Origin of the sequence: Nannocystis exedens, assembly GCF_002343915.1 — a bacterium.
Taxonomy (GTDB): Bacteria; Myxococcota_A; Polyangia; order Nannocystales; family Nannocystaceae; genus Nannocystis; species Nannocystis exedens.
Map to the genome: position 1 here is coordinate 8,792,696 of NZ_NETK01000001.1, position 25,608 is coordinate 8,818,303.

General features: G+C 74.2%; 20 protein-coding genes. 7 read left to right on the forward strand and 13 right to left on the reverse strand.

Features of this window, described 5'->3' with window-relative positions:
- Positions 1-168 precede the first annotated feature (168 nt).
- On the reverse strand, positions 169-2,820 hold the full coding sequence (uvrA, locus tag NAEX_RS34485; RefSeq protein ID WP_096331729.1) for an excinuclease ABC subunit UvrA: 2,652 nt from the start codon (positions 2,818-2,820) through the stop codon (positions 169-171).
- 683 nt (positions 2,821-3,503) lie between these two features.
- Here uvrA and NAEX_RS34490 point away from each other — a divergent pair.
- Positions 3,504-4,631: a hypothetical protein gene (locus NAEX_RS34490; protein WP_143141026.1), complete on the forward strand. Its 1,128-nt coding sequence runs from the start codon at positions 3,504-3,506 to the stop codon at positions 4,629-4,631.
- Positions 4,632-4,655: 24 nt separating this feature from the next.
- Complete coding sequence (locus NAEX_RS34495; RefSeq protein WP_420814172.1) at positions 4,656-5,129, forward strand: hypothetical protein; 474 nt, start codon at positions 4,656-4,658, stop codon at positions 5,127-5,129.
- Positions 5,130-5,177: 48 nt separating this feature from the next.
- Here NAEX_RS34495 and NAEX_RS34500 read toward each other — a convergent pair whose 3' ends face one another.
- Complete coding sequence (locus tag NAEX_RS34500) at positions 5,178-5,546, reverse strand: hypothetical protein (protein WP_096331732.1); 369 nt, start codon at positions 5,544-5,546, stop codon at positions 5,178-5,180.
- Between the two features lie 345 nt (positions 5,547-5,891).
- On the reverse strand, positions 5,892-6,662 hold the full coding sequence (locus NAEX_RS52420; protein WP_211302525.1) for a peptidylprolyl isomerase: 771 nt from the start codon (positions 6,660-6,662) through the stop codon (positions 5,892-5,894).
- Between the two features lie 261 nt (positions 6,663-6,923).
- Here NAEX_RS52420 and NAEX_RS34510 point away from each other — a divergent pair, with 261 nt between their 5' ends.
- From NAEX_RS34510 to NAEX_RS34525, 4 genes are all read left to right on the forward strand, one after another.
- Positions 6,924-7,292 carry a hypothetical protein gene (locus NAEX_RS34510; RefSeq protein WP_143141024.1) on the forward strand — a complete coding sequence of 123 codons (369 nt, stop codon included), beginning with the start codon at positions 6,924-6,926 and terminating at the stop codon, positions 7,290-7,292.
- Positions 7,293-7,446: 154 nt separating this feature from the next.
- The gene (locus NAEX_RS34515; RefSeq protein WP_096331734.1) at positions 7,447-8,646 is read left to right on the forward strand and encodes an MFS transporter; all 1,200 of its coding nucleotides are present in this window, start codon (positions 7,447-7,449) and stop codon (positions 8,644-8,646) included.
- A 21-nt stretch (positions 8,647-8,667) separates the two neighbouring features.
- Positions 8,668-9,957: a glycosyltransferase gene (locus NAEX_RS34520; protein ID WP_170136238.1), complete on the forward strand. Its 1,290-nt coding sequence runs from the start codon at positions 8,668-8,670 to the stop codon at positions 9,955-9,957.
- A gap of 40 nt (positions 9,958-9,997) precedes the next feature.
- Positions 9,998-11,065, forward strand: a complete 1,068-nt coding sequence (locus NAEX_RS34525; RefSeq protein ID WP_170136239.1) for an ABC transporter substrate-binding protein — start codon at positions 9,998-10,000, stop codon at positions 11,063-11,065.
- Positions 11,066-11,074: 9 nt separating this feature from the next.
- Here NAEX_RS34525 and NAEX_RS34530 read toward each other — a convergent pair whose 3' ends face one another.
- From NAEX_RS34530 to NAEX_RS34570, 9 genes are all read right to left on the reverse strand, one after another.
- The gene (locus tag NAEX_RS34530) at positions 11,075-13,549 is read right to left on the reverse strand and encodes a GTP-binding protein (RefSeq protein ID WP_096331737.1); all 2,475 of its coding nucleotides are present in this window, start codon (positions 13,547-13,549) and stop codon (positions 11,075-11,077) included.
- Between the two features lie 18 nt (positions 13,550-13,567).
- On the reverse strand, positions 13,568-14,695 hold the full coding sequence (locus NAEX_RS34535; RefSeq protein ID WP_143141023.1) for a DUF4388 domain-containing protein: 1,128 nt from the start codon (positions 14,693-14,695) through the stop codon (positions 13,568-13,570).
- Between the two features lie 77 nt (positions 14,696-14,772).
- Entirely contained in the window at positions 14,773-15,138 is a 366-nt protein-coding gene (locus NAEX_RS34540; RefSeq protein WP_096331739.1) for a hypothetical protein, read from the reverse strand.
- A gap of 901 nt (positions 15,139-16,039) precedes the next feature.
- Positions 16,040-17,860 (reverse strand): hypothetical protein, encoded by a 1,821-nt coding sequence (locus tag NAEX_RS34545; protein WP_096331740.1) that lies wholly within the window; start codon positions 17,858-17,860, stop codon positions 16,040-16,042.
- 328 nt (positions 17,861-18,188) lie between these two features.
- On the reverse strand, positions 18,189-19,304 hold the full coding sequence (locus tag NAEX_RS34550; RefSeq protein ID WP_143141022.1) for a class I SAM-dependent methyltransferase: 1,116 nt from the start codon (positions 19,302-19,304) through the stop codon (positions 18,189-18,191).
- Positions 19,305-19,315: 11 nt separating this feature from the next.
- Complete coding sequence (locus NAEX_RS34555) at positions 19,316-20,362, reverse strand: methyltransferase (protein WP_096331742.1); 1,047 nt, start codon at positions 20,360-20,362, stop codon at positions 19,316-19,318.
- On the reverse strand, positions 20,343-21,299 hold the full coding sequence (locus NAEX_RS34560; protein ID WP_096331743.1) for an iron-containing redox enzyme family protein: 957 nt from the start codon (positions 21,297-21,299) through the stop codon (positions 20,343-20,345). Before NAEX_RS34560 ends, NAEX_RS34555 begins: the two co-directional genes overlap by 20 nt.
- Entirely contained in the window at positions 21,296-22,189 is an 894-nt protein-coding gene (locus NAEX_RS34565; protein ID WP_170136240.1) for an aminotransferase class IV, read from the reverse strand. Before NAEX_RS34565 ends, NAEX_RS34560 begins: the two co-directional genes overlap by 4 nt.
- A gap of 219 nt (positions 22,190-22,408) precedes the next feature.
- A complete protein-coding gene (locus NAEX_RS34570) occupies positions 22,409-23,509 on the reverse strand; it encodes a Glu/Leu/Phe/Val dehydrogenase dimerization domain-containing protein (RefSeq protein ID WP_096331745.1) in 1,101 nt (366 codons plus the stop codon).
- A gap of 191 nt (positions 23,510-23,700) precedes the next feature.
- On the opposite strand from NAEX_RS34570, the gene NAEX_RS34575 reads away from it, so the two are divergent.
- Positions 23,701-24,924 carry a pyridoxal-phosphate dependent enzyme gene (locus NAEX_RS34575; RefSeq protein ID WP_096331746.1) on the forward strand — a complete coding sequence of 408 codons (1,224 nt, stop codon included), beginning with the start codon at positions 23,701-23,703 and terminating at the stop codon, positions 24,922-24,924.
- On the opposite strand, the gene NAEX_RS48745 is transcribed toward NAEX_RS34575, so the two are convergent.
- Positions 24,899-25,333 (reverse strand): VOC family protein, encoded by a 435-nt coding sequence (locus NAEX_RS48745; RefSeq protein ID WP_100793287.1) that lies wholly within the window; start codon positions 25,331-25,333, stop codon positions 24,899-24,901. The genes NAEX_RS34575 and NAEX_RS48745 overlap by 26 nt on opposite strands.
- Positions 25,334-25,608: the final 275 nt, after the last annotated feature.

A 25,608-nucleotide genomic window follows, 5' to 3' on the forward strand; every position in this document is an offset into this window, starting at 1 on the left:
CGCGAATGGGCGGATCGCCTGGTGAGGCCGATCCCGGGGTCGCGGACGGACCGCTCGACTCGAGCGATTCGTCGGGTCAGCTGCCGCTCCGGGGCGGCGCACCGAGGTCGGGCGGGGTCGGCTCGCGCGAGGCGCAGCCTCCTGCGGGCCTGGGGGCGACGCGAGGGCTCATTCGCCATCGGCGTCGTCGGCGAACTGACGCCGCAGATAAGGGGCAGTGCGGCTGTCCTCCACCTGGCACACGGCTCGGGGGGGTCCGCTGGCGACCACGCGGCCGCCGGCCTCGCCGGCGCCGGGGCCGACGTCGATGACCCAGTCGCTGGCGGCGACGATCCGCAGGTCGTGCTCGACGAGCACCACGGTGTTGCCGGCGTCGACCAGGCCCTGCAGGCGCGCCATCAGCTTGTCGACGTCGGCGGGGTGGAGGCCGGTGCTCGGCTCGTCGAGGACGTAGAGGGTGTCGCCGCGCTGCGCTCGCTGGAGCTCGGTCGCCAGCTTGATCCGCTGGGCCTCGCCGCCCGACAGCTCGGTCGCCGGCTGACCGAGCCGGAGGTAGCCGAGGCCGATGTCGTGCAGCAGGGCGAGCGGCCTGTGCACCGACGGCTCGTCGGCGAAGAAGCCGCGCGCCTCGTCGACGGTCATGCGCAGGACCTCGGCGATGTTCTTGCCGCCCCAGGTGACCTGCAAGGTCTTGTCGTTGTAGCGCGCGCCGTGACAGGTCGGGCACGGCGCGTACACGCTGGGCATGAACAGCAGCTCGACGCTGACGAAGCCCTCGCCCTCGCAGGTGTCGCAGCGGCCGCCGGCGACGTTGAACGAGAAGCGGCCGGCGTCGTAGCGGCGCGCGCGGGCGGTCGGCGTGGCGGCGAACAGCTTGCGCACGGCGTCGAACAGGCCGGTGTAGGTGGCGAGGTTGGACCGCGGGGTGCGGCCGATCGGTCTTTGATCGACCCGCACGAGCCGCCGCAGGTGCTCGATGCCGCCGTGGATCCGCCCGGTCGTGGTGGTGGCGACGCGCGGGCCGGCGGTGTCGTCGTCCTCCTCCTCGGCGCTCACGGCCTGGCCGAGGCGCTCGCCGACCAGCTCGACCAGGGCCTGGCTGACGAGGCTCGACTTGCCCGAGCCGGACACGCCGGTCACCGCCGTCAAGGTACCGAGCGGGAAGCGGACGTCGAGGCCGCGCAGGTTGTTGCGGTGGATCCCGCGCAGCTCGAGCCAGCCGGTCGGGGTTCGCGGGGTCCGCGTCTCCGGCCGAGCCGGCGCGAACAAATAGCGGGCGGTCTGCGAGGCGGCGACGCCGGCGAGGCCCGCGGGGGGGCCGCTGTAGAGCACCTCGCCGCCGTGCTGGCCGGCGCCGGGCCCGACGTCGATCAGCCAGTCGGCGCGGCGCATGGTGTCGAGGTCGTGCTCGACGACGAACAGCGAATTGCCGGCGCGCCGCAATTGATCGAGGGCCCGCAGCAGCGCCTCGTTGTCGGCCGGGTGCAGGCCGGCGGTCGGTTCGTCGAGGACGTAGACGACGCCGAAGAGGTTGGAGTGGAGCTGGGTCGCGAGCCGCAGCCGCTGCAGCTCGCCGGAGGATAACGTGGGGGTGCTGCGATCGAGGGCCAGGTAGCCGAGGCCGAGCTCCTGCAAGGTGGCGATCCGCCCGAGCAGGTCGTGGGCGATCCGCTGGGCGGCGAGCCGCTTCTCGAGCGAGAGGTCGGGGGTGCGGCGCACGTCGGGCGCGCCGGCGTGGGCGGAGCCGCCGGCGGCGACGCGACGGGCGGTGTCGCGGCGCGCGGCGGCCCGGCTCAGCGTGGTCTTCTTGCCGGCGGCGGGCTCGTCGAAGCGGCCCTGGGCGGCCGGGGTGAGCACCTCGGCGAGGCGATCGAGCGACAACCGAGACAGCTCGCCGATGTCGAGCCCGGCGAAGGTGACGGCCAATGCCTCGGGCTTGAGGCGCTTGCCGTGACACACGGGGCAGACGGTGCCGGTCATGAAGCGGGCGACGCGCTTCTTCATCAGCGCGCTCTGGGTGGTGGCGAAGGTGTGGAGCACGTAGCGGCGCGCGCCGGTGAAGGTGCCCATGTAGCTCGGCTCTGCCTTCTTGCGCAGGGCGGCGCGCGTCTCGGCGGGCGTGAAGCCGGCGTAGACCGGGACGGTCGGCTGCTCCTCGGTGTAGAGGATCCAGTCGCGGTCCTTCTTCGGCAGGTCGCGCCAGGGGCGGTCGACGTCGTAGCCGAGAGTCACGAGGATGTCGCGCAGGTTCTGGCCGTGCCAGGCCGGCGGCCACGAGGCGATCGCACGCTCGCGGATCGACTTGCTGTCGTCGGGCACCATGGCCTTCTCGGTGACGTCGTAGACGTGGCCGAGGCCGTGACAGTGCGGACAGGCGCCCTGGCTGGTGTTGGGCGAGAAGTCCTCGGCGTACAGCATCGGCTGCTTCGGCGGGTAGCTGCCGGCGCGCGAGTACAAGAGGCGCACCTGGCTCGAGATGGTGGTGACGCTGCCGACCGAGGAGCGCACGCTCGGGGCGCCGCGTTGCTGCTGCAGGGCCACGGCGGGCGGGAGGCCGTCGATGCGGTCGACGTCGGGGACGCCGACCTGATCGATGAGGCGGCGGGCGTAGGGCGCGACCGATTCGAAGTAGCGCCGCTGGGCCTCGGCGTAGAGGGTGCCGAAGGCGAGCGAGGACTTGCCGGAGCCCGAGACGCCGGAGAACACGACGAAGGCGTCGCGCGGGACGTCGACGTCGACGTTCTTGAGGTTGTGCTCGCGGGCGCCGCGTACACGGACGCAGCGCATGGCGGAGGGGGCGGGGTCGTCGGGCCGAGACATCGCGGGCGGGAGCGTAGCCGCGTTCGGCGACGAGGCCGAGCGCCTGCGCCCGGGCGCTCCGGCTGCAAATGACGGGGAAATCTTTGAAGAGGACGCTCACGCGGCGGAGAACGCGTACCGGAGGGGCGCCCCGCGCATCGACGGCCCCCGAGCGACGGGATCGGCGGGGCGTCGGCGACGAAGCAGCGCCCGCATCCAGCCTTGATGGCAGCCGGCGCGACTCACGGGGCCGGTGTGCAGACCGACGGGAGCGGGATCGAACCGGACTCGGGCCGGCGCGAGGAGACGGCGGCGATGAGAGGGGCGATCCGCGTCGCTCCGCCCCGCGTGTTCACGGTGCTCCTCGGGTTCTGCCCCGATTGTATGCACCGCGGACGGCCCCGGCGTCCATTGTCGTGAGTGATGATCGCTGGATTGGTGAGGTGCAGTGGCCACAAAACGGCGGGCGCGAATGGGTGGTCGGCGGGGAAGGTGACGGCCTCGTCATGCGCCCGGGATGACGACGCCGGCCGGCGAGCCGTGCGGAATCGCTCGCGTCCGGGCCGCCGTGAGGGCGTTGTGAGCTTGGCTGGGGCATGGCAGCGAAACGCCGCAGGGCGGGCTTCAGCGGTCGTCGCCGGCAGGTCCTGCAAACACGTCGCGCTCGACATCCGGCGTGACTCGTGGATATGGTGCGGGGGACCATGCGCCACTTCTTTACTGCTTGCATCTGCACCGCCTTGCTGCCGGCGTGCGGCGAGACCGACGAGAGCCGGGACACGCAACAGACCTCGGTGTCGTCGATCGGGACGCTGCCGCAGGTCACGGCGTCCACGCCGGGGACCGGGGGCGAGATGACGACGGATCCGGGCGGGAGCGAGACCGCGGGCGGGAGCGAGACCGGCGAGGCGTCGACGGCCAACCCGACCGGCAGCGGGGCGACCGAGGGGGTCAAGTTCGACGTCGGCGACGACACCGGGCCGATCGATCCGACCCATGACACCGGCGAGCCGATGGGCGGCTGTCAGAAGATCGACTTCCTGTTCGTGGTCGACAACTCGGGCTCGATGTCGGAGGAGCAGGAGGCGCTGGCGGTCAGCTTCGACGGCTTCATCTCGTCGATCCAGAACACCGTGATGGCGGAGGACTACCACATCATGGTGATCGACACCGACGCGGGCAACGCGTTCTTGCAGGAGTGCGTGGTCCTCTGCACGTTCTTCCCCGAGTGCGAGGGCTACCCGTGCAACAACCTGCCGCAGCCGGAGGGCTGCGACGCGACGCTGGGGGTCGGCCTCACCAAGGACCCGAGCGACAGCGAGTGCGGGGTGGTCGGCGGCAACCGCTACATGATCGACGGGCAGCCGAACCTCGCCAGCACGTTCGAGTGCCTGGCCAAGGTCGGCACCAACGGCGACGGCAGCGAGCGGCCGATGGAGGCGATGGTCGCGGCGGTCGGGCCGCTCAACAACGCCGGCGCGTGCAACGACGGGTTCTTGCGCAAGGACGCGCTGCTGGTCGTCACCTTCATCACCGACGAGGAGGACGACGAGGAGTCGAACGGCAACCCGGTCGGCTGGAACGCGGCGCTGGTGGCCGCGAAGTACGGGCTCGAAAAGAACATCGTGGTCCTCGGCCTGATCGGCGATCCCGACCAGCCGAACCCCGTATGCACCGGCCAGGCCGAGGCCTCGCCGCGCCTGCGCGAGTTCGCCGAGTCGTTCACCTACGGGAGCTGGGGCTCGATCTGCTCGCCCGACTACGCGCCGTTCTTCGACGCGGCGGTCAGCGTGATCGACACCGCCTGCCAGACGTTCGAGCCGCCGGGCTGAAATCCGCATGTTCTTGACGCCGCGCTGCGAGGGTTCGCGCGGGGCCTGCTGGCGGTCGCGCTGCTCGGCGTGGGGCGGGCGGGCGAGGCGCTGACGATGGCCGAGTCGGCCACTGGTTCGCAGCGACCGGGCCTCCAATTCGTGTGTCGCTGCCTGCTCGCGCTCGGCCGCCGGGAAGAGGCGCGGGCGAAGCTCGAGGCCGTGGAGCCCGAACATCGCGGCGAGGACCTGCTGTTCGCGCTCGGGGCGCTCGATCGGCTGCAGGCGCGGTTCGAACGCGCGATCGGCCGCGAGTACCCCGATGCGGGGGACTTCTACAAGCTGGCGCGGGTGCTGGCTCACCGCGGGGAGGCGGCGCGGGCCGACGCGACGCTGCTGCAGGCGCTGCAGCGGGGGTTCCCGATCGCCGAGGTCGTAGCCGACGCGGACGCCCTGCCGCTGCGCGCGACGGAGGCGTATCGCCGGTGGACCGCGCCCGATCCGCCGGTGGATCCGTGAGGTGCGCGGACATGTCCTGGAGGACATGTCGTGACGGGCGGTCGCCGTCTACCGACGCGCTGCGCCGGGGCGCACGGCGGTCGCGGTGACGGCGGCGTCACGGGTCGACTCGCGCGTGGTCGCGGGGTCCGCGGGGTTCCGGGGAGACGGCGCGAGCCCGGCGGCGCGGACGTCGGCGCAGTCGACCGATTGCGGGGCGCGGGGGCGGCGATGGACGTCGATGGTGCGTCGCGCCTCGAGGGAGGCCACCGGCGTCCGTATGCTCTTCGCCAGCGACTCCTTGCTGGCCGCCAGCGCGCGGCTCGCCTCGGCGATGTTGACGATGGTGCCGTAGAGGGCGAGGAAGAGGCCGAGGGCGGCGAGGAGGGCGCCGCCCGAGAATCCGCGGACGCTGGGACGAGGGGACCGGAACGACATGACGATGGATTCCTTCGGGGCGTGGCGAGGGCTCCGGACGGCGGCTCCGGACGGCGAGGAAGGGGACTCCCGGCAGAGGAGGCCAGGACTTCTGAAGGTAGTCGGCCGCCTCCGGCTGTCAGCTAAAAGTTGCATCAACGCGGTCGAACCGACCGGGTCGTCACAGAGGGCGGCGAGCAGCCGGCGCGGACGCCGGGGCGGGCGCAGCGCCGCGAGTCCGCGGGCTGCGCGAGGGCCGGTCGCCGCGTGGCAGCCGGATCGCCGTCACGGAGGCCGGGGTGACGGGTGACCGAAGGGACATGACCGCTCAGGCATGTCCCTTCGTTCACTTCGGGGAGAGAGGAGTCACTCGCAGGCGGCGGAGTTGACGATCACGTCGGTGACAGGGACGTCGTCGTAGCCGTTCTCGCTGGCGGTCGGGACGGCGGCGATGGCGGCGAGGACGTCGAAGCCCTCGACCAGCACGCCGAAGGCCGCGTAGTCGCCGTCGAGGAAGTGCTGGGGGCCGTCGCAGAGGAAGAACTGCGAGGTGGCGCTGTTCGGGTCGTTGGTGCGGGCCATCGAGATCGCGCCGTCGACGTGGGTGAGCGCGGGGCTCGTCTCGAGCGGGATCGGCGGGTCGGTCGGCTTGGTCGACAGGTCGGGCAAGAGGCCGCCGCCCTGGATGACGAAGTCGTCGATGGTGCGGTGGAAGATCGTGCCGTCGTAGAAGCCCGACTCGACGTAATGCAGGAAGTTGGCGGTGGTGAGCGGGGCGTTGACGGCGTCGAGCTGGACGACGAGGTCGCCCATGGTGGTGGAGAGCCGGATCCGCGGCGCCTCGCCCTCGCAGGGGCCGGGCATGACGCCGGTGGTGGTGGTCGTGGCGTCGGTGGTCGGCGTCGTGGTGGTGTCGGCCGCGGTGGTGACGTCCGTGGTCGGGATCGGGGTGTCCGTGGTCGCGGTGCCGGTGGTCGTCGAAGTCTCGCCGCCGGGGGTCGGCTCGGTGGTGGCGGGCGCGGTGGTCGTCGCGTCGGTGGTGGCCATCGTCGCGGTGACATCGGCGGTGGTCTTCTCGCCGCCGTTGCAGGCGGGCAGGAGGGCGAGGAGGAGGAGGGACGACGCGCGGGAAGCCATTGCGGTCACGATGCCCGGCGCGCGGCCGCGACACAAGCGGCGGGCGCGGACGCAGCGACACGAGCGCGGCGCAGCGGGGCAGCGAGGCACGCGCCGGGCCCGGGGCGCGGATCCGCGGACGGGCGCGGACGCGAGGCCGCGGCGACGTGGCGCACAGGCGCGGCGCGCCGCTGGTGCCACGAGGCCGGGCGTTGCGACGTGGATCGCAACGGAGCGGCCGGTGCGTTCGCGGGAATTGGCGCCGGTGCTACGTTCGCGAGCATGTCCTACGCGGTACGTGCATTCCCGTTGCGCCGTCCGGTCGGCGAACTGATGGCATTCGCGGCGGCCCTGCGGGGCTCCCGGCGCGCCGAGGCCGAGGCGGCGTATCGACGCTACGGGGTGCTGCTGGACACATGGCACATTCAACACACGCCATTCGGGCCGTGGGTGCTGGTGGTCACGCGGGTCGACGATTGCGCCGACATCGAGGCGTACGCGGCGAGCTCGGACGAGTTCGAGGTGTGGTTCAAATCGACGGTGCACGCGCTGACGGGCAGCGATCCGAACAAGGCGCCGCTCCGCCCGCCGTCGACCGAGCTGTACACCTGGACGGGCGTGACCCGGGTCGGCAGCGAGGCCGCGGAATAGCGACAGCGCGAGGCGCCGGCGGCTCGCGTCCGGAGACTCCGCGGGCGCCCGACCCCGCGCTGGTGGTGCTCGCCGGCGCCCTGGCGGGCGATCCCGCCCCGGCTCGCGCCGGCGCCGGGGTCGTGCGAGATTGGCCCGAGAGGGCCCGAGCGGGGTGGGAGCGGACGAATTCGCGAATGTCGCCAGGACGCCGGCGCTGCCGTGGCGCGACCGGCGATTCGTCGGCTTCTTCGCCGCCGCCGCGCTGGGGCCGATCGCCTCGATGGCGCTGCGCTTCGTGCCGGGCCACCTCGAGGGCGCGGGCCACTCGCCGGCGATCATCGGCGAGGTGATGGCGGCGTCGACCCTCGGCGGGGTGGTGGCGCTGCCGCTGGCGGGCTGGCTGGCGCAGCGCCGGCTGCGGGCGATGCTGGTCGGCGGGGCGCTGGTGCAGGCGCTCGGGCTCGCGTGCGCCGGCGCGAGCGCCGACAGCGTGGCCGGGCTGGCGGCCAGCGTGGCGCTGATGAGCCTCGGCACGGCGCACCTCGATGTCGGGGTGGTGGCGGCGGTGGTGGCCTCGGTGACGGCGGAGCGCCGGCCGCAGGTGCTGGCGTATTACTTCGCGTTCGTCAGCCTGGCCCGCAACGTGATCGGCTCGGGGCTGGCGGAGGGGCTGCTGGGGCGCTGGGGCTTCGCGTCGATGTGCCGGGTGCTGGCCGCGCTGGCGGCGGTGCACGTGATCGTGCGGGCGATCGCCCAGGCGCCGACGCCGGCGGCCGAGGAGCCGGCGCCGCCGTACCGCGAGTTCCTGCGGGACTTCGCGCGGCCGCGGGTGCTGGTGCTGGTGCTGGTGTTCACGCTGCTGTCGATCCACTTCGTCGCCCAGGAGTCGTTCATCACCGCGCTGGCGACCCACCGCGCGCTCGGCGGCGTGACGCCGCTGTTCACCGCCTACTTCGCGGTGATCGCCCTCGGTCGCGCGGCGGCGGGGCACCTCGTCGATCGCCTGGGCCGCGGGCCGGTGGTGGTGGCCAGCGCGCTGCTGCTGGTCGGCGTCGGGGCCGGGCTGGCGGAGGTGCGCACGCAGGCGGGGATGATCGCGCTCGGGGTCGCCACGGGGCTCGGTCACCTGCTGCTGTGGCCGGCGCTGTACTCGACGTTTTACGACAAGGTCCGCGGCCGCGGGATGGTCAGCGCGGCCCTGAGCGCGGCGCTGGCGGCGGCCGGCTTCCTGGCGGAGCTCGGCCTCGGCGGCGTGGCGTCACGGGCGGGCTACGCGGCGCTGTACTGGACGGCCGCCGGCTGTGCGGGGCTCGCGGCGGTGCTCGCATTGCCGCTGTCGCGCTGGATGGCGCCGAGGAACGAGGGGTCGTAGATGGCTCGGATCCTGATCCACATGTTGCGTGAACACGGGCACGTGCTGCCGACGCTGAAGCTGGCGCGCGCGCTGACGGCGGCCGGACACCGGGTCGAGTACCTGCTGACGCCGTGGTGGCGCGCGTTCTGCGAGGCGCAGGGGCTGGGTTTCCGGTCGTACCTCGAAGACATCTTTCCGGCGGCGGCAGAGTCGGCGTGGGCGCGGATGGACCAGGCGACGCGGGAGGCCGACGCGGAGCAGCGCCGCGACGCGCGGGTGCGGTGGTTGTTGGCGGGCGGGCTGGGCGAGGTCTACCGCGCGGCGGCGCCGGACCTGATCCTCGGCGATGCCTATGACGTGTCGATCCCGATCGTGGCGCGGGCGAGCGGGATCCGGGTGGCGTCGCTGTCACCGTCGTGCTTCCAGGGGCGCGAGCCGGGGGTGCCGCCGCTGTCGAGCGCGGTGGCCTGGGGGACGGACGCGCGGGCGCGGGCGGCCGCGGAGGCCGAGTGGGCCCGCCTGGCCGAGGCCCGCCGGCTGGCGGCGGACGCGTGGTATCCGCGCTACGTCGAGGCGCTGTTGCGGGTGTATGCATTCCCCCGCGACGAGTTTTCGTGGGAGGGGGCGATCGCGCCGGACTTTCCCCGGCTGCCGCAATTGATCCTGTGCCCGCGTGCGTTCGAATTCCCGCGCGAGCTGCCGGCGCGCTGTCACGACGACATCGCCAGCCTGACGGTGGTCGATTCGCCGGTGGAGCCGGAGCTGGCGGAGCTCCTGCTGCGGCGGCCGCTGGTGTATTGCGCGCTCGGATCGCAGGGGCTGTGGCGGCCGCAACACCACGATCTGCTGGCGCAGGTGTCGACGTTGGCGCGGCGGCGGCCGGAGCTGGCGTTCGTGATCGCGGGCGACGCCCATTCGGCGGGGGCCCTGGCCGCGGCGGCGCCGGGCAACGCGAAGGTGGTGGCCTGGGCGCCGCAACACGCGGTGCTGCGCGCGGCGTCGGCGATGATCTCGGTCGGCGGGTTGGGGACGATCAAGGAGTGCCTGTGGCACGCGGTGCCGCTGGTGCTGGTGCCGCAATTCAACCCGTACGACGCGCAGGGCAACGCGGCGCGCGTGCAGCACCACGGGCTCGGCGAGGTGCTGACGGCGGCGGAATTTTTGCACGGGGGGATCGAGGCGGCGCTCGATCGGGCGCTCGCGGGGCGGTATGCGGCGGGGCTGGGGCGGATCCAGGCCCAGCTGCGGACGGTCGAGGCCGGCGATCGCGGGGTGACGCTGGTCGAGCGATTGCTGCGCGGGGAGTCGCTGCTCGGGGAGGACGGTTGACGATGTCGACGGGTGCAACCATTCGGCGAGGAGGATGCCGATGAATTCGGAGGTCGCAGTGCCGCCGGGGGAGCCGATCTGCTTCGGCTGCCACGCGCCGCTCCACGGGAACATGGCGAGGTTCGGCGAGATCGCCGTGGCCGCCCAGGCGCTGTTCGCCGAGGTCAACGCGGCCGGCGGGGTCCATGGCCACCGGATCGTGCTGATCATCGGCGACGACGGCTACGATCCGGCCGAGACGCCGGCGGTGGTCGAGCGCCTGCTGGTCGGGTACGACGTGTTCGGGTTCTTGATGTGCGTCGGGACGCCGCCGCACCTGACGGTGATCGATCGCCTGACGGCGGAGAACATCCCCGACCTCGCGGTGGTCACCGGCGCGTCGTCGATGGCCGACGCGCCGCGGCCGAACATGTGCGTCGCCAACGTGCCGTATCACAGCAACGGCCGCGCGCTCGGGCAGCACGTCCGCGCGCTCGCGCGGGTCGGGACGATCACGTACGACACGGCGTTCGGCCGCGACTGGGTGGCGGGCTTCACGGCGGGCCTGGGCCGGGCGCCGACGCGGTCGCGCTGGCTGGGCCCGGACGAGGCGATCGAGCCGGCGGTCGAGGCGATGCAGGCGGACGGGATGGAGGCCGTGTTGGCCGTGGTGCGGCCGGAGCAGGAGGCCGCGGCGATCCTGCACGGGCAGCGCCGCGGGTTCCGGCCGCGCTGGCTGGTGGGGTTCGTCGACGGGCTGACGGCGATGCTCGGCGCGGCGGGCGAGGGCGTGATCGGATCGCACTGGCTACATATGGCCGAAGGGGCAGGTTCGCCGGCGATCGCGGCGCACCGCGAGCTGATGGCCCGGCGCGCGCCGGAGGTCGAGGTCACGGGGACGAGCGTGGGCGGGCAAGCGCTGGCGGAGCTCACGGTCGAGCTGCTCCGCCGCGCCGGTCCGTGTCCGACGCGCGCGCGGCTGCTGGCGGCGCTCGACGGGCTGGACGGGCGCTGGCGCAGCCCGCTGATGCGGGTGAGCCCGCGCAAAGACCCGCGACGGCCGGTGATCTTCGACGCGGTGGCGCTGCTGCGGCTGACCGCGGCGGGATGGGTGGCGATCGAGGAGTGAGGCCAGGGTTCAGGGGCAGCGATCGAGGATGGCGCGCAGGCGGGCCTCGGGAGCGGCCCCGGCGTCGACGAGCGCGCGGTCCAGGCCGAGGGCGGCGACGTCGGCGCGCGTGAGGGCGGCGGGCAGGGCCTGCTCGAGTGCGTCGAGCCAGGCGGACGACGACCCCGCGAGCGGGCGCAGGAGGGCGCTCAGCAGCGCCGGGGCGGGCTCGGGTTCGCCGAGGCGGTCGCCGAGGTAGACCGGGCCGTCCTGCTCGGCGAAGGCGTGGGCGTCGAGCTCGAGTCCGAGGCCCTCGCGGGCGGCGAGGCGCAAGGCGGCGGCGTACGCGGAGGCGAGCCGCACGAGGTGGCGCGGGCGCTCGGCCCCGGGAGCGCGGCGCAGCTCGGCGCCGAGGGCGGGCAGATCGGGCACGATGTGCCACAAGACGTGGTCGCCGTCGCCGTCGCCGAGCGCCAGCGCGACGGTCGTGTCCGCGGGCAGCAGCGGGCCGAGACGCGCGGTCCGCCGGACGTGCTCGCGGAGGCTGGCCCGGCCGCGCTCGTCGTCGTCGAAGCGCCACTCAGGGCGGGTGCGCAGGCAGAATCCGCCTGTCTTGTAGAGCATGGCCGATGGGGCATGTCCCAGGGGACGGGCGGGGACGAGCGGGGCCCCGGCGAGCCGCTCCAGGACGTGGCGGCCGGCCGGCACCGGCCAGACGTGTCCGGGCGGGAGGTCCGGGCGCGGCCGGGGGAGGTCGCCCGCGGGCTCCGGGGCGGCGGAGGCTTCGTCCTGCGGGTCGGAGGCGGCGGAGCTGTCTTCCGGGACGGGTGGCGAGGCGGAGGCGGCCGAGAGGGGGCCGGGAGGTGCGAGGTCGCCGTCCTCGGGGACAGGTCGGGCGGGCGCGCGCGCGGCCGAGGGCGAGATGCCCTGCGGGACGGGGGCGTCCGCGGCAGGGGCGGTGCGTGGATGGCTGTCCTCGGGGACAGGTTCGGGCGAGCCGGCGGCGGGCGGATGGCTGTCCTCGGGGACAGGTCCGGGCGAGCCTGCGGCGGGCAGGAGGCTGTCCTCCGGGACATGTCCGGATCGCGGCGGGACGGGCGAGCCGTCCTCTTGGACAGGCGCGGAGGCCGGCGCGGTCGCGGGCGGGCTGTCCTCCGGGACAGCTTCATCCGGCGCGAGTCCGGCGGGGACCTCGTGCCGGGCGCGCTCGTCGGGCGGCGCGGGCGCGGACGGCAGGGCGCCGTCGGCCGCGAGCGCGGGCGTCCCGGCCGCCGCAGGCTCGGGCTCGTGGTCCAGAGGAGCGGGGTCGCGATCCGCGGGCTCGTGCTCGTCGGCGTCCTGCGGGCTCGCTGCCGAGCTCGGCGGCTGCTCGCGCGGGACGAGCGCTTCGATCCGCGGCGGATGGCGCAGGCCGGCGAGGGCCGCGAGCGCGTCGTCGGCGGCAGCGTCGTCCGACGCGGCGGGGTCGAGGCGCGCCTCCTCCGGATCGAACGGCTCGCCGGCCGCGACGGGCGCTTCGGCGTGCGCGAGCACGGGCGGGGGCGGGACGCGGACGGTCGCCGCCGGCGGCGAGGGGATGTCGGGCGGTTCGAGGACCGGGGTCGGTTCGATGAACATCGCCGACACCGGGATCTTCGGCCGCGCGGGGCGCTCGGCGGCAGCGGGCCGTTCGGACATGTTCTCAGGGACAGGCGCCGGGGTGCGCGGGCGGCTCGAGGCGTCGCCGTCGCCGGCGAGCTGGGTCACGAGCTTGGCCGAGCGGATGTAGACGACGCGGCCCTCGTCCGCGTGCGGGCGCGACAGGGCGCGGCGGACCTCGTCGTGGGCGATGCGGTGGGCGCCGAGGCTCTCGATCGCCTGCAGCGCGACGCGCAGCTGCTCGGCGGTGCCGGCCCGGCCGGCGAGCGCCTCGAGGCCCTCGCGGGCGGTGCGCTGCTTCATCTGCCGCACGGCCGCCCGGATCGCGCCGACCGCGGTCTCGCGCACGCCGATGCCCGCCGAGGCCTGGGCGCCGATCACCGGCACCTCGGGCCCGAGGCGGAGCGCGGCCCCGAGCTCGTGCGGCAACATGGCGCTCGGGAGGTCCTGCTTGTTGGCCTGGACCAGCAGCGGCACGTGGACGGCGCTCTTGCCGAGGTGCTCGCGCAGGCTGTCGAGCATCTCGCGCGCCGAGTCCTGGCCGGAGACGGCGCTGTCGCACACCAGGACGACGACGTCGGCGCCGCGGAGGATGTGGGCGCGCCGCGCCTCGAGGCTCTTGTGGCCGGGCACGGTGACGACCTGGACCTGCAGCTGGTGGCCGTCGAGCACGCCGCCGTCGAAGCTGAACCAGTCGAAGAAGATCGTGCGGCCGGTGGCGGCGGGGTGCACCTGCAGCTCGTCGCCGGGGCGGGTGCCGAAGATGCGCGCGAGCTGCTCGACGTTGGTGGTCTTGCCGGCGCGGCCCGGCCCGTCGTACACGATGCGCAGGACGATCCGCGCGCGGTCTGGTTCGAAGACTGCCATGCCCGGGTGCCTCCTGCGTCACGGCGCGAGCGCCTCGACGAGCCCGATCTGCGCGCGCAGCTGCGCCCACCCGAGGCCGATGCTGATCGACCGGTCGGTGCAGAGGATCAGCGCCCAGTCGCGGCCGGCGAGGCGCTTGGCGAAGATGTAGTGCTCGCCGGCGGTCAGCTGGACCTCCTGCAGCCGGCCGAGCGCGAGCCGACCGCCGAACAGGTCGACGCCCGCCGCGGCCAGGGCGGCCTCGGTCAGCGGCACCGGGCCGTGGCGGCGCTGATGATGGCCGAGCAGGACGCCGCGGGCGAGGTCGACGACGGCGCAGGCGAGCGCGCCGTCGACCGACTCGCTGAAGCGCCGACACGCGGCGTCGACGGCGGGCACGCGGGCGGCGTCGGGGGCGGCCGGCGGCGGCGAGGAGGGCTCGTCGTCGACGACGGCGTCGAGCTCGAACACGGTCTGGGCCGCCTCCGCGCGGCGGCTCTCGTGCAGCTCCTCGTCGAGCTGGGTGAGGCTGGCCAGGAGCAGCTGGTCGAACGGGGCGTCGATGGTGGGGACGACGCCCTCCTCGAGGCTGGTCGTGTGCAGCGTGCCGGACGAGCTGGCGAGGATCGCCCGCAAGGCGCTGCAGCCGGAGGCCGAGCCGTGCTCGGCGTCGATGATCTCGCCGTGGCGGAAGTGGATCTTGCTCGGCGGCTGGTCGGCGTGGGTGATGACGATCGTGACCGAGCGCTGCGAGAGGTGGAACATCTGCGCCATGTCGACGAGCGACAGGCCGTGGACGCTGCCCTGAAACCCGGTCTCGCAGTCGATCGCCTTCTGGATCGATCGCAGCAGCTCGGCCGACGAGAACGGCTTGAGGAGGATGTCGACCGCGCCGAGCTCGGTCGCGAGCTGATGGTCGCGGGCGGTGGCGTGGGCGCTCATGAGGATCGTGCGCGTCCGTCGCGACACGCTCGGCAGCAGCTTGAGCAGGTCGAGCCCGTCGGGTCCGCCGAGCCGCAGGTCGGTCAGCACGACGTCGGTCGGGTGCTTCGCCAGCGCCGCCAGAGCGGAGTGGACCGAACCCGCCGAGGCGACCTCGAAGCCGCGACCCTCGAGCTCGCGCGTCAGCGCGCTGCGGATCTGCGAATCGTCGTCGACGATGAACACCGATGCCAAGATACACGCCTCCAATGCGCAGCGCCGGCGCACGAGCCTGGTGCGCCGACGCGTGTGTGCCGGCCGAACTACAGCGTCGTCGCCTGCTCGATCTCGGCCAGGCTGCGGCGCGCCATCGCCAGATTGGTCCGGGTGCGCTCGCAGGCGAGGTAATAGAAGACCGCCGGCGTGCGCCGCAGCGGACGGATGATGTGGTACTGCTTGCCGAGCGTGATGAGGATGTCCTCGAGCTCGTCGTTGAGCCGCAGGCTGTTCATCGCCTTGAGCTTGGCCTGGACGACGTTCGTGTTGGCGGCCGCCGCCACCTCGATGTCGAACGCGGCGCCTCCGCCCGCGGTCGCGAGCGTCATGCCGCTCTCACTATCGACAATCGCCGCCGCGATCGCCCCATCAATCTCCATCGCCTTCTTGATCTGATTCCCTGTATTGCCCATGACAAAACTCCTTTGCGGGGCCGCTCGGCGTGAGCGAGCCCGGCGCGATCGCTATCGATTCGACCCTGTCATCATCGCAACAAGCGACGGCGAAGGCAACCAAAAAGAGAACAGGTGTCCGCTCGGCGAGTGAAACACACAGGTGATTGTGAGGACCCCGGTGACCTTACGGCAGAACTCGCGGCGCGCCAGCGGCTCGCTGCGAAACCGGCGTGAACGCGGCCTGGGGGCGGCTGTCGCCGCATTGGGGGCGCCGGCGAAGTCGGCTTCGGCTGCGGATCCGCGCCTGGTCGCGACGCGCGATTGCAGGCAGAGGCGCCGGCGATCGATCGCCGCCAGGCGGGCGCCGGCCGCCGCGCAATCGCAACAGAACGATGATTCGCGGCGAGGTCGTCTCCGACTCGCAAGCGCCGGGCGATTGGTTCGATCCGCGGGTCGCGATCGTTCACGCCGGCCCCACCCGGGGCGTCGATGCCCCGATCGCGTGGTGTTGTGAACACCGTCGAGTCCGCCGAGCGGGCGGTCCATGTGTGCGTTCCCCGGGCGCTCCCCACAATTTCGCCGGCGGCGACGCTGCCCAAGGGGGGCGGGTGCCGAGAGGGCCCACATCGAGGCGAGGCCGCTGCGCGCGGGCTGGCGGACGCTGCTGTGAGCATTCACTCCGATGATTTGGGGGCGCGCGGCATCGCCGGGCATGCGGGCGTTGGGCCGACCGCCGGCGGTGATTTGCGAGCCGCAGCCAGGGGCGTCGAGGCCGCGGTCGGGCTCGGTGCGCGGAATCGCCGGGCGCCTCCGCGCGGGCGATCGGCCCGTGCTGCTGCGATTCGCGGGTTGGTGCCGCTCGGTCGGCGGCTGCCGCTCGGCGAGGCGCCCGCGCCCCTGCGGCCGGCGAAACGACGATTCACGCGAGCGGGGCGCCGAGCGGGTGGCCCGCGTCGGCGAGCTCGGCGGCGGTCCGCAGGAGGTCGGGCCAGGCGACGAGCAGCTCGCCGAAGCGGGCGATGAGCCGCTGGGCGCGCGCGAGGGCGAGGTCGGGATCGCCTCGCTCGCCCATGAGGTCGCGCGGGGCCGGGTATTCGCGGGTGGCGGCGCGCTCGGCCAGGGCGCCGAGGTGGCGCCGGACGTCGTCGGCCCAATACGGCGGGCCGCCGCCGTGGCGCGCGAGCAGGCGCTCGAGGTGGCGGGCGTAGAGCTCCTTCTGCCGCCACAGCCGCAGGGCGACGAAGGCGCGGAATTCGGCGGGGGCGAGCCGGCCGAGCTCGCGCAGGTGAGCGCCGAGCGCGGCGGTGGTGGTCGGCGAGGCGGCCGCGCGCACGCACTGGACGACGATCTCGCCGAGGCGGGCCCAGCCGCCCGGGCGCCACACGTCGCCGGGGAGCCAGGCCCGCTCCTGGACTGGCTCATGGACCAGGGCCGAAGGGACATGTCCGAAGAGCGCGGTCTCGTCGAGGGCGCGCAGGGTGGTGCGGAACACGCCGTCCTCGTAGCGACCCACCGGGAAGAAGGGGGGCAGGAGGTCGCGGTGGTCGAGGCCGAGGATCGCGCCCTGGCAGTAGCGGCCGTCGCCGACGGTGGCGCGGCGGACCAGGCGGAGGGCCTGGCGGGTGGAGGTGAGCGCGCGCCGGTAGGTGTCCTCGGAGGCGAGGAGGCGCTCGCGGTTGGCGCGGTCGAACAGCAGGCACCAGGTCGGGGCGTACCAGCCGAGGTCGCCGAGCAGGCCCTGGAAGGTGACGCGCACGCGGCCCTGGCCGGCCCGCAGGCGGCGGAGGATCGCGCGGTCGAGGCAGTCGTCGAGCTCGATCGGCGCGCCCGCAGGCACGGCGGCGAGGAGGGCGGGCAAGGAGCGGCCGAGCATGTCGGCGTGGCCGGCGAGGGCCTCGTCGTCGGACCAGCAGGCGGCGGCGTGGGCGGCGGCGCGGTCGGGGTAAAACCAGATGTCCTGCGGCTGGTAGTTGTCGTAGCCCTCGCCCTCGCCGGTGAACAGGTCGAGGCCGGGCAAGGGGTCGGGCGGGCGCACCGGGCGGGCGATCACGTCGTCGTCGAGGCAGACGAACCGGCGGCCGACGGCGCGCAGGAGGAGGGCGTTGCGACCTGTCCCATAGGCCATGCCGGTGCGCTCGGGGTCGGCGAGGGCGAAGGCGACGAGCGCGGGGTCGTGGCCGCGGGCGGCGAGGCGGGCGATGAATTCGCGGCGCTCGTCCTCGCCGATGTAGACGAGGCGGGCCGCGTGGGCGCGCGCGAGGCCGGCGAGGCGGGCGCGGTAGTCGGCGCGCACGGCGGGATCGGCGGAGCCGTCGGCGACGACGAGCTCGCGGTCGCGGGCGAACCGCCGGCCGTCGGCGATCAGGGAGGCGACGGCGCGCTCGGCCGCGGCGGGGCGATCGGCGCTGGGGATCGCGACGAGATCGATCGGCGGCGGGTCGTCGTCGGGCACGCATACGCGCCGGAGGTCGGCGAGGGAGACGAACATGCCGGCCCCGGCGAGCGCGAGCAGGCCGCTTCGGATGCTGGCGGCCTGCTCGGCGGGGCAGCCGCGGGCGGCGAGGTCGATGTGCTCGGCGAGCGGCCTGAACCGCCGCGCGGCCAGCAAGGCCTCGGCGGCCGCGCGCGCGACGACGCGGGCCTCCCGGCTGTGGACGCCGTAGACGAGGACGTTGTCGAGGGCGAGGTCGCGGCAGACGACGTCGCAGCAGCGGACGGGCGTGGGATCGGCGGCGATCACTGCGGGCCTGGGGAGCGACGGCCTGCAGGCCGTGGAAGGGCGGAACCCGGGGGTGCAGGCGAATGGGGGCAGGAGCAGGCGGGCGAGGCGGTGCGCAAGCGAATGGGGGCAGGAGGGGCGCGGGCGGGCGAGGCGGCGCGCGGGCGAATGGGGGCAGCAGGATCGCGGCGGGCGAGGCGGCGCGCGGGCGAATGGGGGCAGCAGGTTCGCGGTCGCGCGAGGCGGCGCGCGGGAGAATGGGGGCAGGAGGTTCGGGGTCGCGCGAGGCGAGGCCGGGTCGCTGGTGAAGCGCCGACGAGCCCGGCCGGGATCGCGGCTCCGGGTCGCGTCACTTGCGGGCCTCGATCAGGGCGAACGGGGGGACGACGCTGCGGGCGCGGATGTCGTGGAAGCCGGCGCGCGCGAGCACGCGGGCCAGCTCGTCGCAGCGCCACGGCGGGTTCCAGCCCCAAGCGTGGCGATCGTCGCTGGGATCGGTGAGGGGCGCGCGCTGCAGCTCGTGGCGGTTCCAGGCCATCCACAGGGCGACGAGGGCGGCGACCGAGCGGTCGTGGGCGGGCTCGCCGGTGGCGAAGAAGTCGACCAGCGCGAGCGTGCCGCCGGGCGCGAGCGCGGCGTAGAGGCGCTCGGCCCAGCCGTCGGCGCCGTCGCGATCGAGGCCGGAGAACAGGCGGTTGGCGGTCAACAGATCGATGGCCGGCGGGAGCGGCTCGTGGAGGACGTTGAGCGCGTGCAGGGCGACGTCGAGGCCTGCCGCGCGCAGGTCCTCGGCGGTGGTCGCGAGGTAGGCGGGATCCTCGTAGGTGATCTCGACGGCGTGGACCTGCAGGTGGGGCGCTGCTGCCTTGAGGATCGCGGCGAAGGCGGCGGGCCCGGCCCCGACGTCGCAGACGACGCGATGCGCCGCGAGGTCGCGCCGGCAGTGGGCGCGCGCCAGCAGGGATGCGGTGTCGCGGAAGTAGTCGCGGCTGGCCTCGTTGAAGGCGGCGCGGGCGCGGAAGTAGTCGGCCTGGGCGCCGGCGTCGGCCTCGCTCGACCACACGCGCCGGTCGGCCCGCTTCGTCTCGCGCAGGGCGGCGGGCAGGGCCGCGATCGCGGCGACGTAACGGCGGTGTCGCTCGACCAGGCCGAGCAGGCGCAGCGGCGAGTCGGCGAGGAAGCAGGTGCGGGCGAGGACGGTGAGCTCGTAGCGGCGGTCGCGGCGTGCGAACAGGCCGAAGCCGCAGCCGAGCTCGAGGACCATCTCGAGCGCGACCGAGGTGGCGCGATCGGCCTCTTCGGCGGCGAGCCCGTCGAGGGTCGCGGGGCCGCGGGCGAGGCGAGCCGGCAGGTCGAGGTCGAGGGCGCGGAGCAGGACCGGCAGCGCGGCGGCGTCGAGGCACAGGGCGACGGCGGCGGCGACCAGGTCGTCGGGGACCCGGGCGATCGCGGCGAGGCTGGGCAAGGCGGACGGCATCACTTGGTGGCGACGAGGATCCGCATCGACTGGAAGAACTCGTAGGGGGCGCGCGGGGGCTCGAGCGCCTCGGTGGCGGCGAAGCCGGCGGCCTGCAGCAGGGCGAAGTGCTCGCGCGGCGAGCGGTAGCGGGTGCTCTCCGACTTGGCGAGGAAGTAGACGCCGCGCAGGTACATCGGCAGGGCCTCGGGGAGGACGCGCTCGGGCAGCATGCGCTCGATGACGAGGAGGCGGCCGCCGGGCGGCAGGGCCTCGTGGACGCGGCGGTAGACGGCGCCGATCTTGTCGTCGCCCCAGTCCATGGCCGAGCGGCACATGGTGATGACGTCGTAGCCGGGCGGCAGCGGGGTGCGGAACACGTCGCCGGCGATCGCCTCGACGCGGCCCTGAAGCTCGGGGCGCGCCTCGAGCTGGCGGCGGCCGATGGCGACGCAGGCGGGGACGTCGAGGAACGCGCCGTGGAGGCCGGGGGTGGCGGCGACGATCGCGGCGCAGAAGCTGCCGGTGTTGCCGCACAGGTCGAGGAGGCGCCGGTGCTGTCCGAAAGGATAGGTGGCGAGCACGACCTCGACGATCCTGGCGATCGTGGCGTCCATGTAGCGCGAGTACTCGGCGGCGACCTGCGGGTCGATGGCGTCGACGTCGTCCTTGAAGTAGTCGCGCAGCTTGAACGGCGAGGCGGCGCCGTCGCTGCGCACGAGCGCGTCCATGTCGGCGAGGGCGCGGTAGACCTCGTCGTAGTACTCGAGCAAGTAGGTGGTGGTCGAGAACGGCTTGCCGGGGGCGCGCACGAGGAACGGCGCGAGCGCGGCCGGGGTGGCGACGCCGCGCTCGTCCTCGTGCAGCAGGCCGAGGGCGACGCAGGCGTCGACGACGATCTTGAACGAGCGCTCGGGCAGGTCGAGGGCGGCCCGCAGGGCGTCGCGGGCGATCGGCTCGCGGGCGGCGGTGAAGAGGTCGAGCTTGTAGGCGGTCATCAGCAGCTTGCTGCCGAGGAAGCCGTCGAGCAGTTCGAGGAGGAGCTTCTCACCGGTCGCGGTGGTCATGCGTCGCCTGCATCTCGCGCCAGATGGCGTCGAAGTAGCGCTGCCCCAGGGCGCGGTGGTAGCGGAGCGAGGCGAACAGGATCGCCTGATCCGCGGGGCTCCGGATGACGGCGCCGATCAGCTCGGCGGTCTCGCGCGCGTGCTCGACGTCGGCGCTCATGTGGATCCGGTGGAACTCGCGCGCGTGCTCGGGGACGCCGAACCGCTGCAGCAGCGCGTGGATGTGGCCGTGCGTGGCGGGGGTGCCGGCCTCGAGCGAGAACAGCACGGCGAGGCCCCACGCGAGGTTGGGGTGGCGGGCGCAGCGGATCCGGTTGTTGAGGTAGGCCTGCGCCTCGGGCAGCTCGGGGCGATCGTCGAAGCCGTGCGGGAGGTCGAAGTGTTGCAAGAGGCGCTGCAGCAGGACCGGGTGGGCCCGGGCCGGGTCCTCGCCGCCGGTCTCGTCGTAGAGGTTGCGGTGGAGGATGCTCGCATGGCCCAAGGGACAGCTCAACGCGAGCTCGGTCAGCTCGCGGTAGAACAGGCGCGAGCGGTGCCAGTGGTGGCGCAGGTAGATCTTGAGGTCGGCGAGGCTGGGGTCGCCGTGGAACAGGTGCGCCGACAGCGGGTGGCGCAGGCCGGTGCGCTGATCCTGCTCGGCCTGCAGGCGCGCGAGCAGGTCCTCGGGGGCGAGCAGCGGTTCGACGGCGACGGGCGGGACGTGGGCCTCCTCGACGGCGTAGCCGGCCTCGACGACGAAGCGGCGGACGGCGTAGGTGCGCGGGTCGGGGCCCGCGTGCAGATCCCAGACGAGGCCGTGGTAGACGGCGGCGGCGTAGTCGTCGCCGGCGAAGGCGCGGCCGGCGAGGCGCGCGAGGGCCTGGGCGGCGTCGGCGGCGACGGCCGGCGAGCGGTCGCGCAGGGCGGCGCGGACGTTGGCCTCGAGGATGGCGATCACGCGGGGTCCTCCACGCGGGCGATCCAGGCGCGGTGACGCGGGTCCTCGCCGCGCACGACGGCCCGGTAGCGGGCGACGAGCCGGGCGGTGACGGGGCCGGGGGCGGGCAGGCGCCGGCCCTCGACGAGGACGACGGGCCGCAGCTCGGCGGCGCTGTTGGCGAGGAACACCTCGTCGGCGCCGACGAGGTGGTGGCGCGGGATCGGGGCCTCGAGCGTGGGGATCCCGAGGTCGGCCGCGAGCGCGAGCACGGTGGCGCGGGTGATGCCGGGCAGCAGCGGCTCGTGGTCGGGCGGGGTGACGAGGCGACCGTCGCGGACGATGAAGAGGTTGGCGCCGGTGGCCTCGACGACGGTGCCGTCGTCGCCGAGGAACAGGGCGTCGTCGTGGCCGGACGCCTGGGCCTCGCGCAGGGCCAAAAAGGCGCGGCCGTAGTGGCCGGCGTGCTTGGCGGTGGGGACCCACCCGCCGCCGTGGCCGAGCGAGGCGATCCGCAGCTTGACGTGGGCGCCGGGCGGGCCGCCGGGCTCCCAGGCGACGACGGCGACGCGGACGGGGTTGCGCGCGCCGAGGCCGATCCGCTCGTCGCCGTAGAAGGCGAGCTGGCGGACGTAGCCGTCGCCGCGGCCGCTGGCGCGCACGACCGCGAGGGTGGCCGCGCACAGCTGCTCGGCGCCGTAGGGCAGCGACATCCACAGGGTCTCGGCGCTGGCGAGGAAGCGGCGCACGTGATCGCCGAGGCGGAACACGCCGACGCCGCCGTCGGCGAGCCGGTAGTGCCGACCGCCGTCGAACACGGCGGTGCCGTAGTGCAGGGAGTGGGTGAGGAGGCCGAAGCGCGCGGCCTCGGCGGGGACGAGCTGTCCGTCGAGCCAGACGAGGTCCGTCACGGCCGGGCTCCGTTCGGATCGAGGATGGCCTCGAGGACAGGTGAAGACGCGGGGGCCGCGGGGTGGGTGAGGTGTCCGGAGGGACAGGTCGAGGCGGGGCGGTCGATGTGGCGCATGGGACAGGCGAGATGTCCCGAGCGGCAGATCGAGCAGCGCGCCGAGGGGCCGCGCGCGGGGTGCTTCAAGGGACACGGGATGTGTCCCTCGGGACAGGCGGCCTCAGCGCGCATCGATCGCCTCCGTGAGGAGCGCCCGCGGCGAGCGGCCGACGGCGCGGCTGTCCGTGAGGACATGTTCGACGCGGGCGGCGACGCGGCGCTCGACGTGGGCGAGGACGTCGGCGGGGCGCTCGGGGGCGCCGGCGTAGAGCGCCTCGACGGCCAGAGAGCCGCCGGCGCTGGCGAGCAGGTCGGGGATCACGAGGACGCCGGCGGCGTGGAGGGCGTCCTCGACCTCGGGGGCGAGCGCGAGGTTGGCGGCCTCGACGACGCCGGCGCAGCGCAGCCGCGGGACGAGGCCCTCGGCGAAGGCGCGCGAGACGGCGGCGAGGATCAGGACGTCGCAGTCTGCCTGCAGGACGGCGGCGGAGGGGCGGACTTCGGCGGCGAGCTCGGGGAGGCGCCCGTCGCGTCGGCCGGCCAGCAAGGCGGCGACGTCGAGGCCGTCGTCGGCGACGAGGCAGCGGAGGTCGTCGGCCCAGGCGACGACGCGGCAGCCGACGCGATCGAGGAGCCAGGCGGCGCCGCCTCCCATGGCGCCCGCGCCCTGGATGGCGACGCGCAGGCCGGACGGGCGGGCCAGGGCGCGGCCGAGCGCGAGGGTCGCGGCCCGCACGGCCGCCGGCGCGCGCAGGGCGTGCACGGACCAGCCGTCGACCGCGGCGTCGAGGAGGGCGTAGCGGCGCAAGAACTCGGCGTCTGCGAGGCCGCGGCTGCGGCCGACGGCGAGCTTGAGGCAGGGCAGGCCGACGTCGCCCGCGGCCCGCTGCAGCTCGGCCATGGTGGTGTTGAGGTCGGGGCCGACCGACCAGCTGCGCTCGATCAGCGGCGCGAGGGCGGCGAGGAAGCGGCGCAGGACGTCGCCGCGCGCGGGGTGATCGGGGGCGATGCGCAGGCCCGCCTTGGCGCCGCCGACCGGCAGCGCGTACGCGGCCTGCTTGCGCGTCATGTTGCGGGCGAGCGCCGCGATCTCGTCGGCGTCGACGTCGGGGGCGATCCGCAGGCCGCCGGCGCACACGCCGTCGACGAGGCGATCGATCACCAGGACGCCGGTCACCGGCTCGATCGGATCGCGGTATTCGACCTTGAGCAGCGCGACCATCCCACCACCGACGCTCGCATCCTATCCGAGCGCGCGACGCTTCGCCATGCGCGAGCGGTCGCTCGCGTCATCCTCCGCGACCTGAGAGGACTCCTCGCGCCCGAGGTCGCCGTCGCGGAGTCGCTCGCGCGAGGACCGTGTTTGACAGCACGTCCGGCGACGCGGAGGATCGAGGTGGCGGTGGGTGCGGGATGGCAGAGGACTGGCGATCCTTGATCGATCGGCGATTTCCGGCGTCGCAGAGCCTGCTGCTGCGCTATCACAAGGTGCTGGCGGTCCCGGGCCTGGCGGTCGATCTGGCGCTCGAAGACCTCGAGCCGTGCTCGCACGGCGAAGGCGCGACGACGTTCGCGCTGGCGGGGTCCGGCGACCGCGAGGTGATCGTCTGCGACGAGTCGAGCCGGATGTGCACGGGCACGTACAAGGCGCTCGACGCGTGCGTGACGGTGGCGCTGCTGCGACGCGCGAACGTGCGGCAGGTGGTGGCGTCGTCGGGCGGCAACCTGAGCGCGGCGCTGGCGACTTATGCGGGGCGCGCGGGGCTCGAGGCGTTCTTGTTTCAGCCGCGTCGCACGCTGTACAAGCAGCGCGGCGATCACTTCGGCGCAACCGTCCACCTGATCGCGGTCGACCTGCCGGAGCCCGAGGTCAAGCGGTTGGCGCGCGGCTTCGCCGAGCGGTTCGGGCTGGCGCACGTGCCCGACGTCCGCTGGCGGCTGGCGGCGTCGGCGGTGCGGGCGATGTTCGTGCTCGAGAGCGCGGCCGAGCTGGGGCGCGTCGACTGCCTGGCGCAGACGGTGTGCGCGGGCTTCGGGCCGGCGGGGATCTACCAGTGCTTCGCGGCGCTGCGCCGCCACGGGCTGTTGCGCCGCAGCGACGTGCCGCGGTTCCTCGGGTTCCAGCAGGAGGCCAACGCGCCGATCGTGCGCGCGTGGCAGGCGGGCGAGCCGGCGCTGGCGCGCGAGCACGTGCGACCCGAACCCGACCGCTACCTCGAGCCGGGGCTTTACAACACCGATCCCGCCCGCGAGTACGCGCGCCTGGCCGCGCTGCTGCGCGAGGTCGGCGGGGAGATGCTGGCGCTGACCGAGGCCGACCAGGCGCGCCACCAGGCGCCGCTGCTGGCGCGGATGCAGGCGGCGGGGTTCGAATTCTCGCGCCTGCCGGGCACGGACGAGGTGGTCGAAAAGACAGGTCTGCTGACCGGCATCGGCGTGCTCAAGGCGATCGACGAGGGCCGGGTGACGGCGGGCGAGCGGGCGCTGCTGATGCTGACCGGCGGGGTGCGCGAGCTCGCCGGGGCGGCCCCGCCGAGCCCGGCGCTGGTGATCGACGCCAGCCGCAGCGAGGCCGAGTGGTTGGACGAGCTCGGGCGGAGGTTCGGGCTCGCTACATGTGCACGAGCTCGAGCTTGATGCCGTCGGGGTCGGTGAAGAAGACGGCGTAGTAGCCGGGCGCGTAGGGGTACTCGGCGGGAGCGTCGAGGATCTCGACGCCGGCCTCGACGAGCCGCCGGTGGACCTCGTCGATCGCGGCCCGCGAGTCGAGGGCGATGGCGAAGTGGTGCAGGCCGACGCTGTAGCGATCGAAGGCGCGGCCGCGGTGCTCCGGGGCGGCCTCCCACACGCCGAGCATGAACTGGCCGGCCGCGAGCAACATCATGCGGCAACCCTCGTGCTTGTGCGGGGCGCCGACGACGTCCATGACGACCTGGCCGCCGAGCAGCTCGAACAGCCGGGTGTAGAACGCCCGCGAGCGCTCGTAGTCATTGACGGTGATCGAGACGTGGTGGATCCCGGTGGCCTTGGGCGAGACAGCGGTCATGCACAACCTCCTACGCGAACGCGACGAGGCTAGCGAGCGGGTGAGGAGGAGACCATCCGGCGCGTCCGTAGCCGCGAACGACGACGCAGGGGTCGAGAGGCCGCGCGCCCGCACCTGCGGGCCGCGAGGCGCCCTGGCGGGTCGGCGCGAGCACCTGGGCGAGCCAGGTCCGGTGGCCCACGACGTCGAACGGGGGCGGGTCGACGTGGACGCGCGAGGTCGAGTGGTTGCGCTCGACCTCGGGCAGGTGGGCCTCGACGGCCTCGCGGGCGACG

What these genes read in the sequence shown, in the direction of transcription:
- NAEX_RS34575 (WP_096331746.1), top strand. Translation starts at nt 23,701, where the DNA reads ATGGCAGAGGACTGGCGATCCTTGATCGATCGGCGATTTCCGGCGTCG.
- NAEX_RS34525 (WP_170136239.1), top strand. Translation starts at nt 9,998, where the DNA reads ATGAATTCGGAGGTCGCAGTGCCGCCGGGGGAGCCGATCTGCTTCGGC.
- NAEX_RS34540 (WP_096331739.1), bottom strand. Translation starts at nt 15,138, where the DNA reads ATGGGCAATACAGGGAATCAGATCAAGAAGGCGATGGAGATTGATGGG.
- NAEX_RS34570 (WP_096331745.1), bottom strand. Translation starts at nt 23,509, where the DNA reads ATGGTCGCGCTGCTCAAGGTCGAATACCGCGATCCGATCGAGCCGGTG.
- NAEX_RS52420 (WP_211302525.1), bottom strand. Translation starts at nt 6,662, where the DNA reads ATGGCTTCCCGCGCGTCGTCCCTCCTCCTCCTCGCCCTCCTGCCCGCC.
- uvrA (WP_096331729.1), bottom strand. Translation starts at nt 2,820, where the DNA reads ATGTCTCGGCCCGACGACCCCGCCCCCTCCGCCATGCGCTGCGTCCGT.
- NAEX_RS34490 (WP_143141026.1), top strand. Translation starts at nt 3,504, where the DNA reads ATGCGCCACTTCTTTACTGCTTGCATCTGCACCGCCTTGCTGCCGGCG.
- NAEX_RS34530 (WP_096331737.1), bottom strand. Translation starts at nt 13,549, where the DNA reads ATGGCAGTCTTCGAACCAGACCGCGCGCGGATCGTCCTGCGCATCGTG.
- NAEX_RS34520 (WP_170136238.1), top strand. Translation starts at nt 8,668, where the DNA reads ATGTTGCGTGAACACGGGCACGTGCTGCCGACGCTGAAGCTGGCGCGC.
- NAEX_RS48745 (WP_100793287.1), bottom strand. Translation starts at nt 25,333, where the DNA reads ATGACCGCTGTCTCGCCCAAGGCCACCGGGATCCACCACGTCTCGATC.
- NAEX_RS34510 (WP_143141024.1), top strand. Translation starts at nt 6,924, where the DNA reads ATGTCCTACGCGGTACGTGCATTCCCGTTGCGCCGTCCGGTCGGCGAA.
- NAEX_RS34500 (WP_096331732.1), bottom strand. Translation starts at nt 5,546, where the DNA reads ATGTCGTTCCGGTCCCCTCGTCCCAGCGTCCGCGGATTCTCGGGCGGC.
- NAEX_RS34555 (WP_096331742.1), bottom strand. Translation starts at nt 20,362, where the DNA reads ATGACCACCGCGACCGGTGAGAAGCTCCTCCTCGAACTGCTCGACGGC.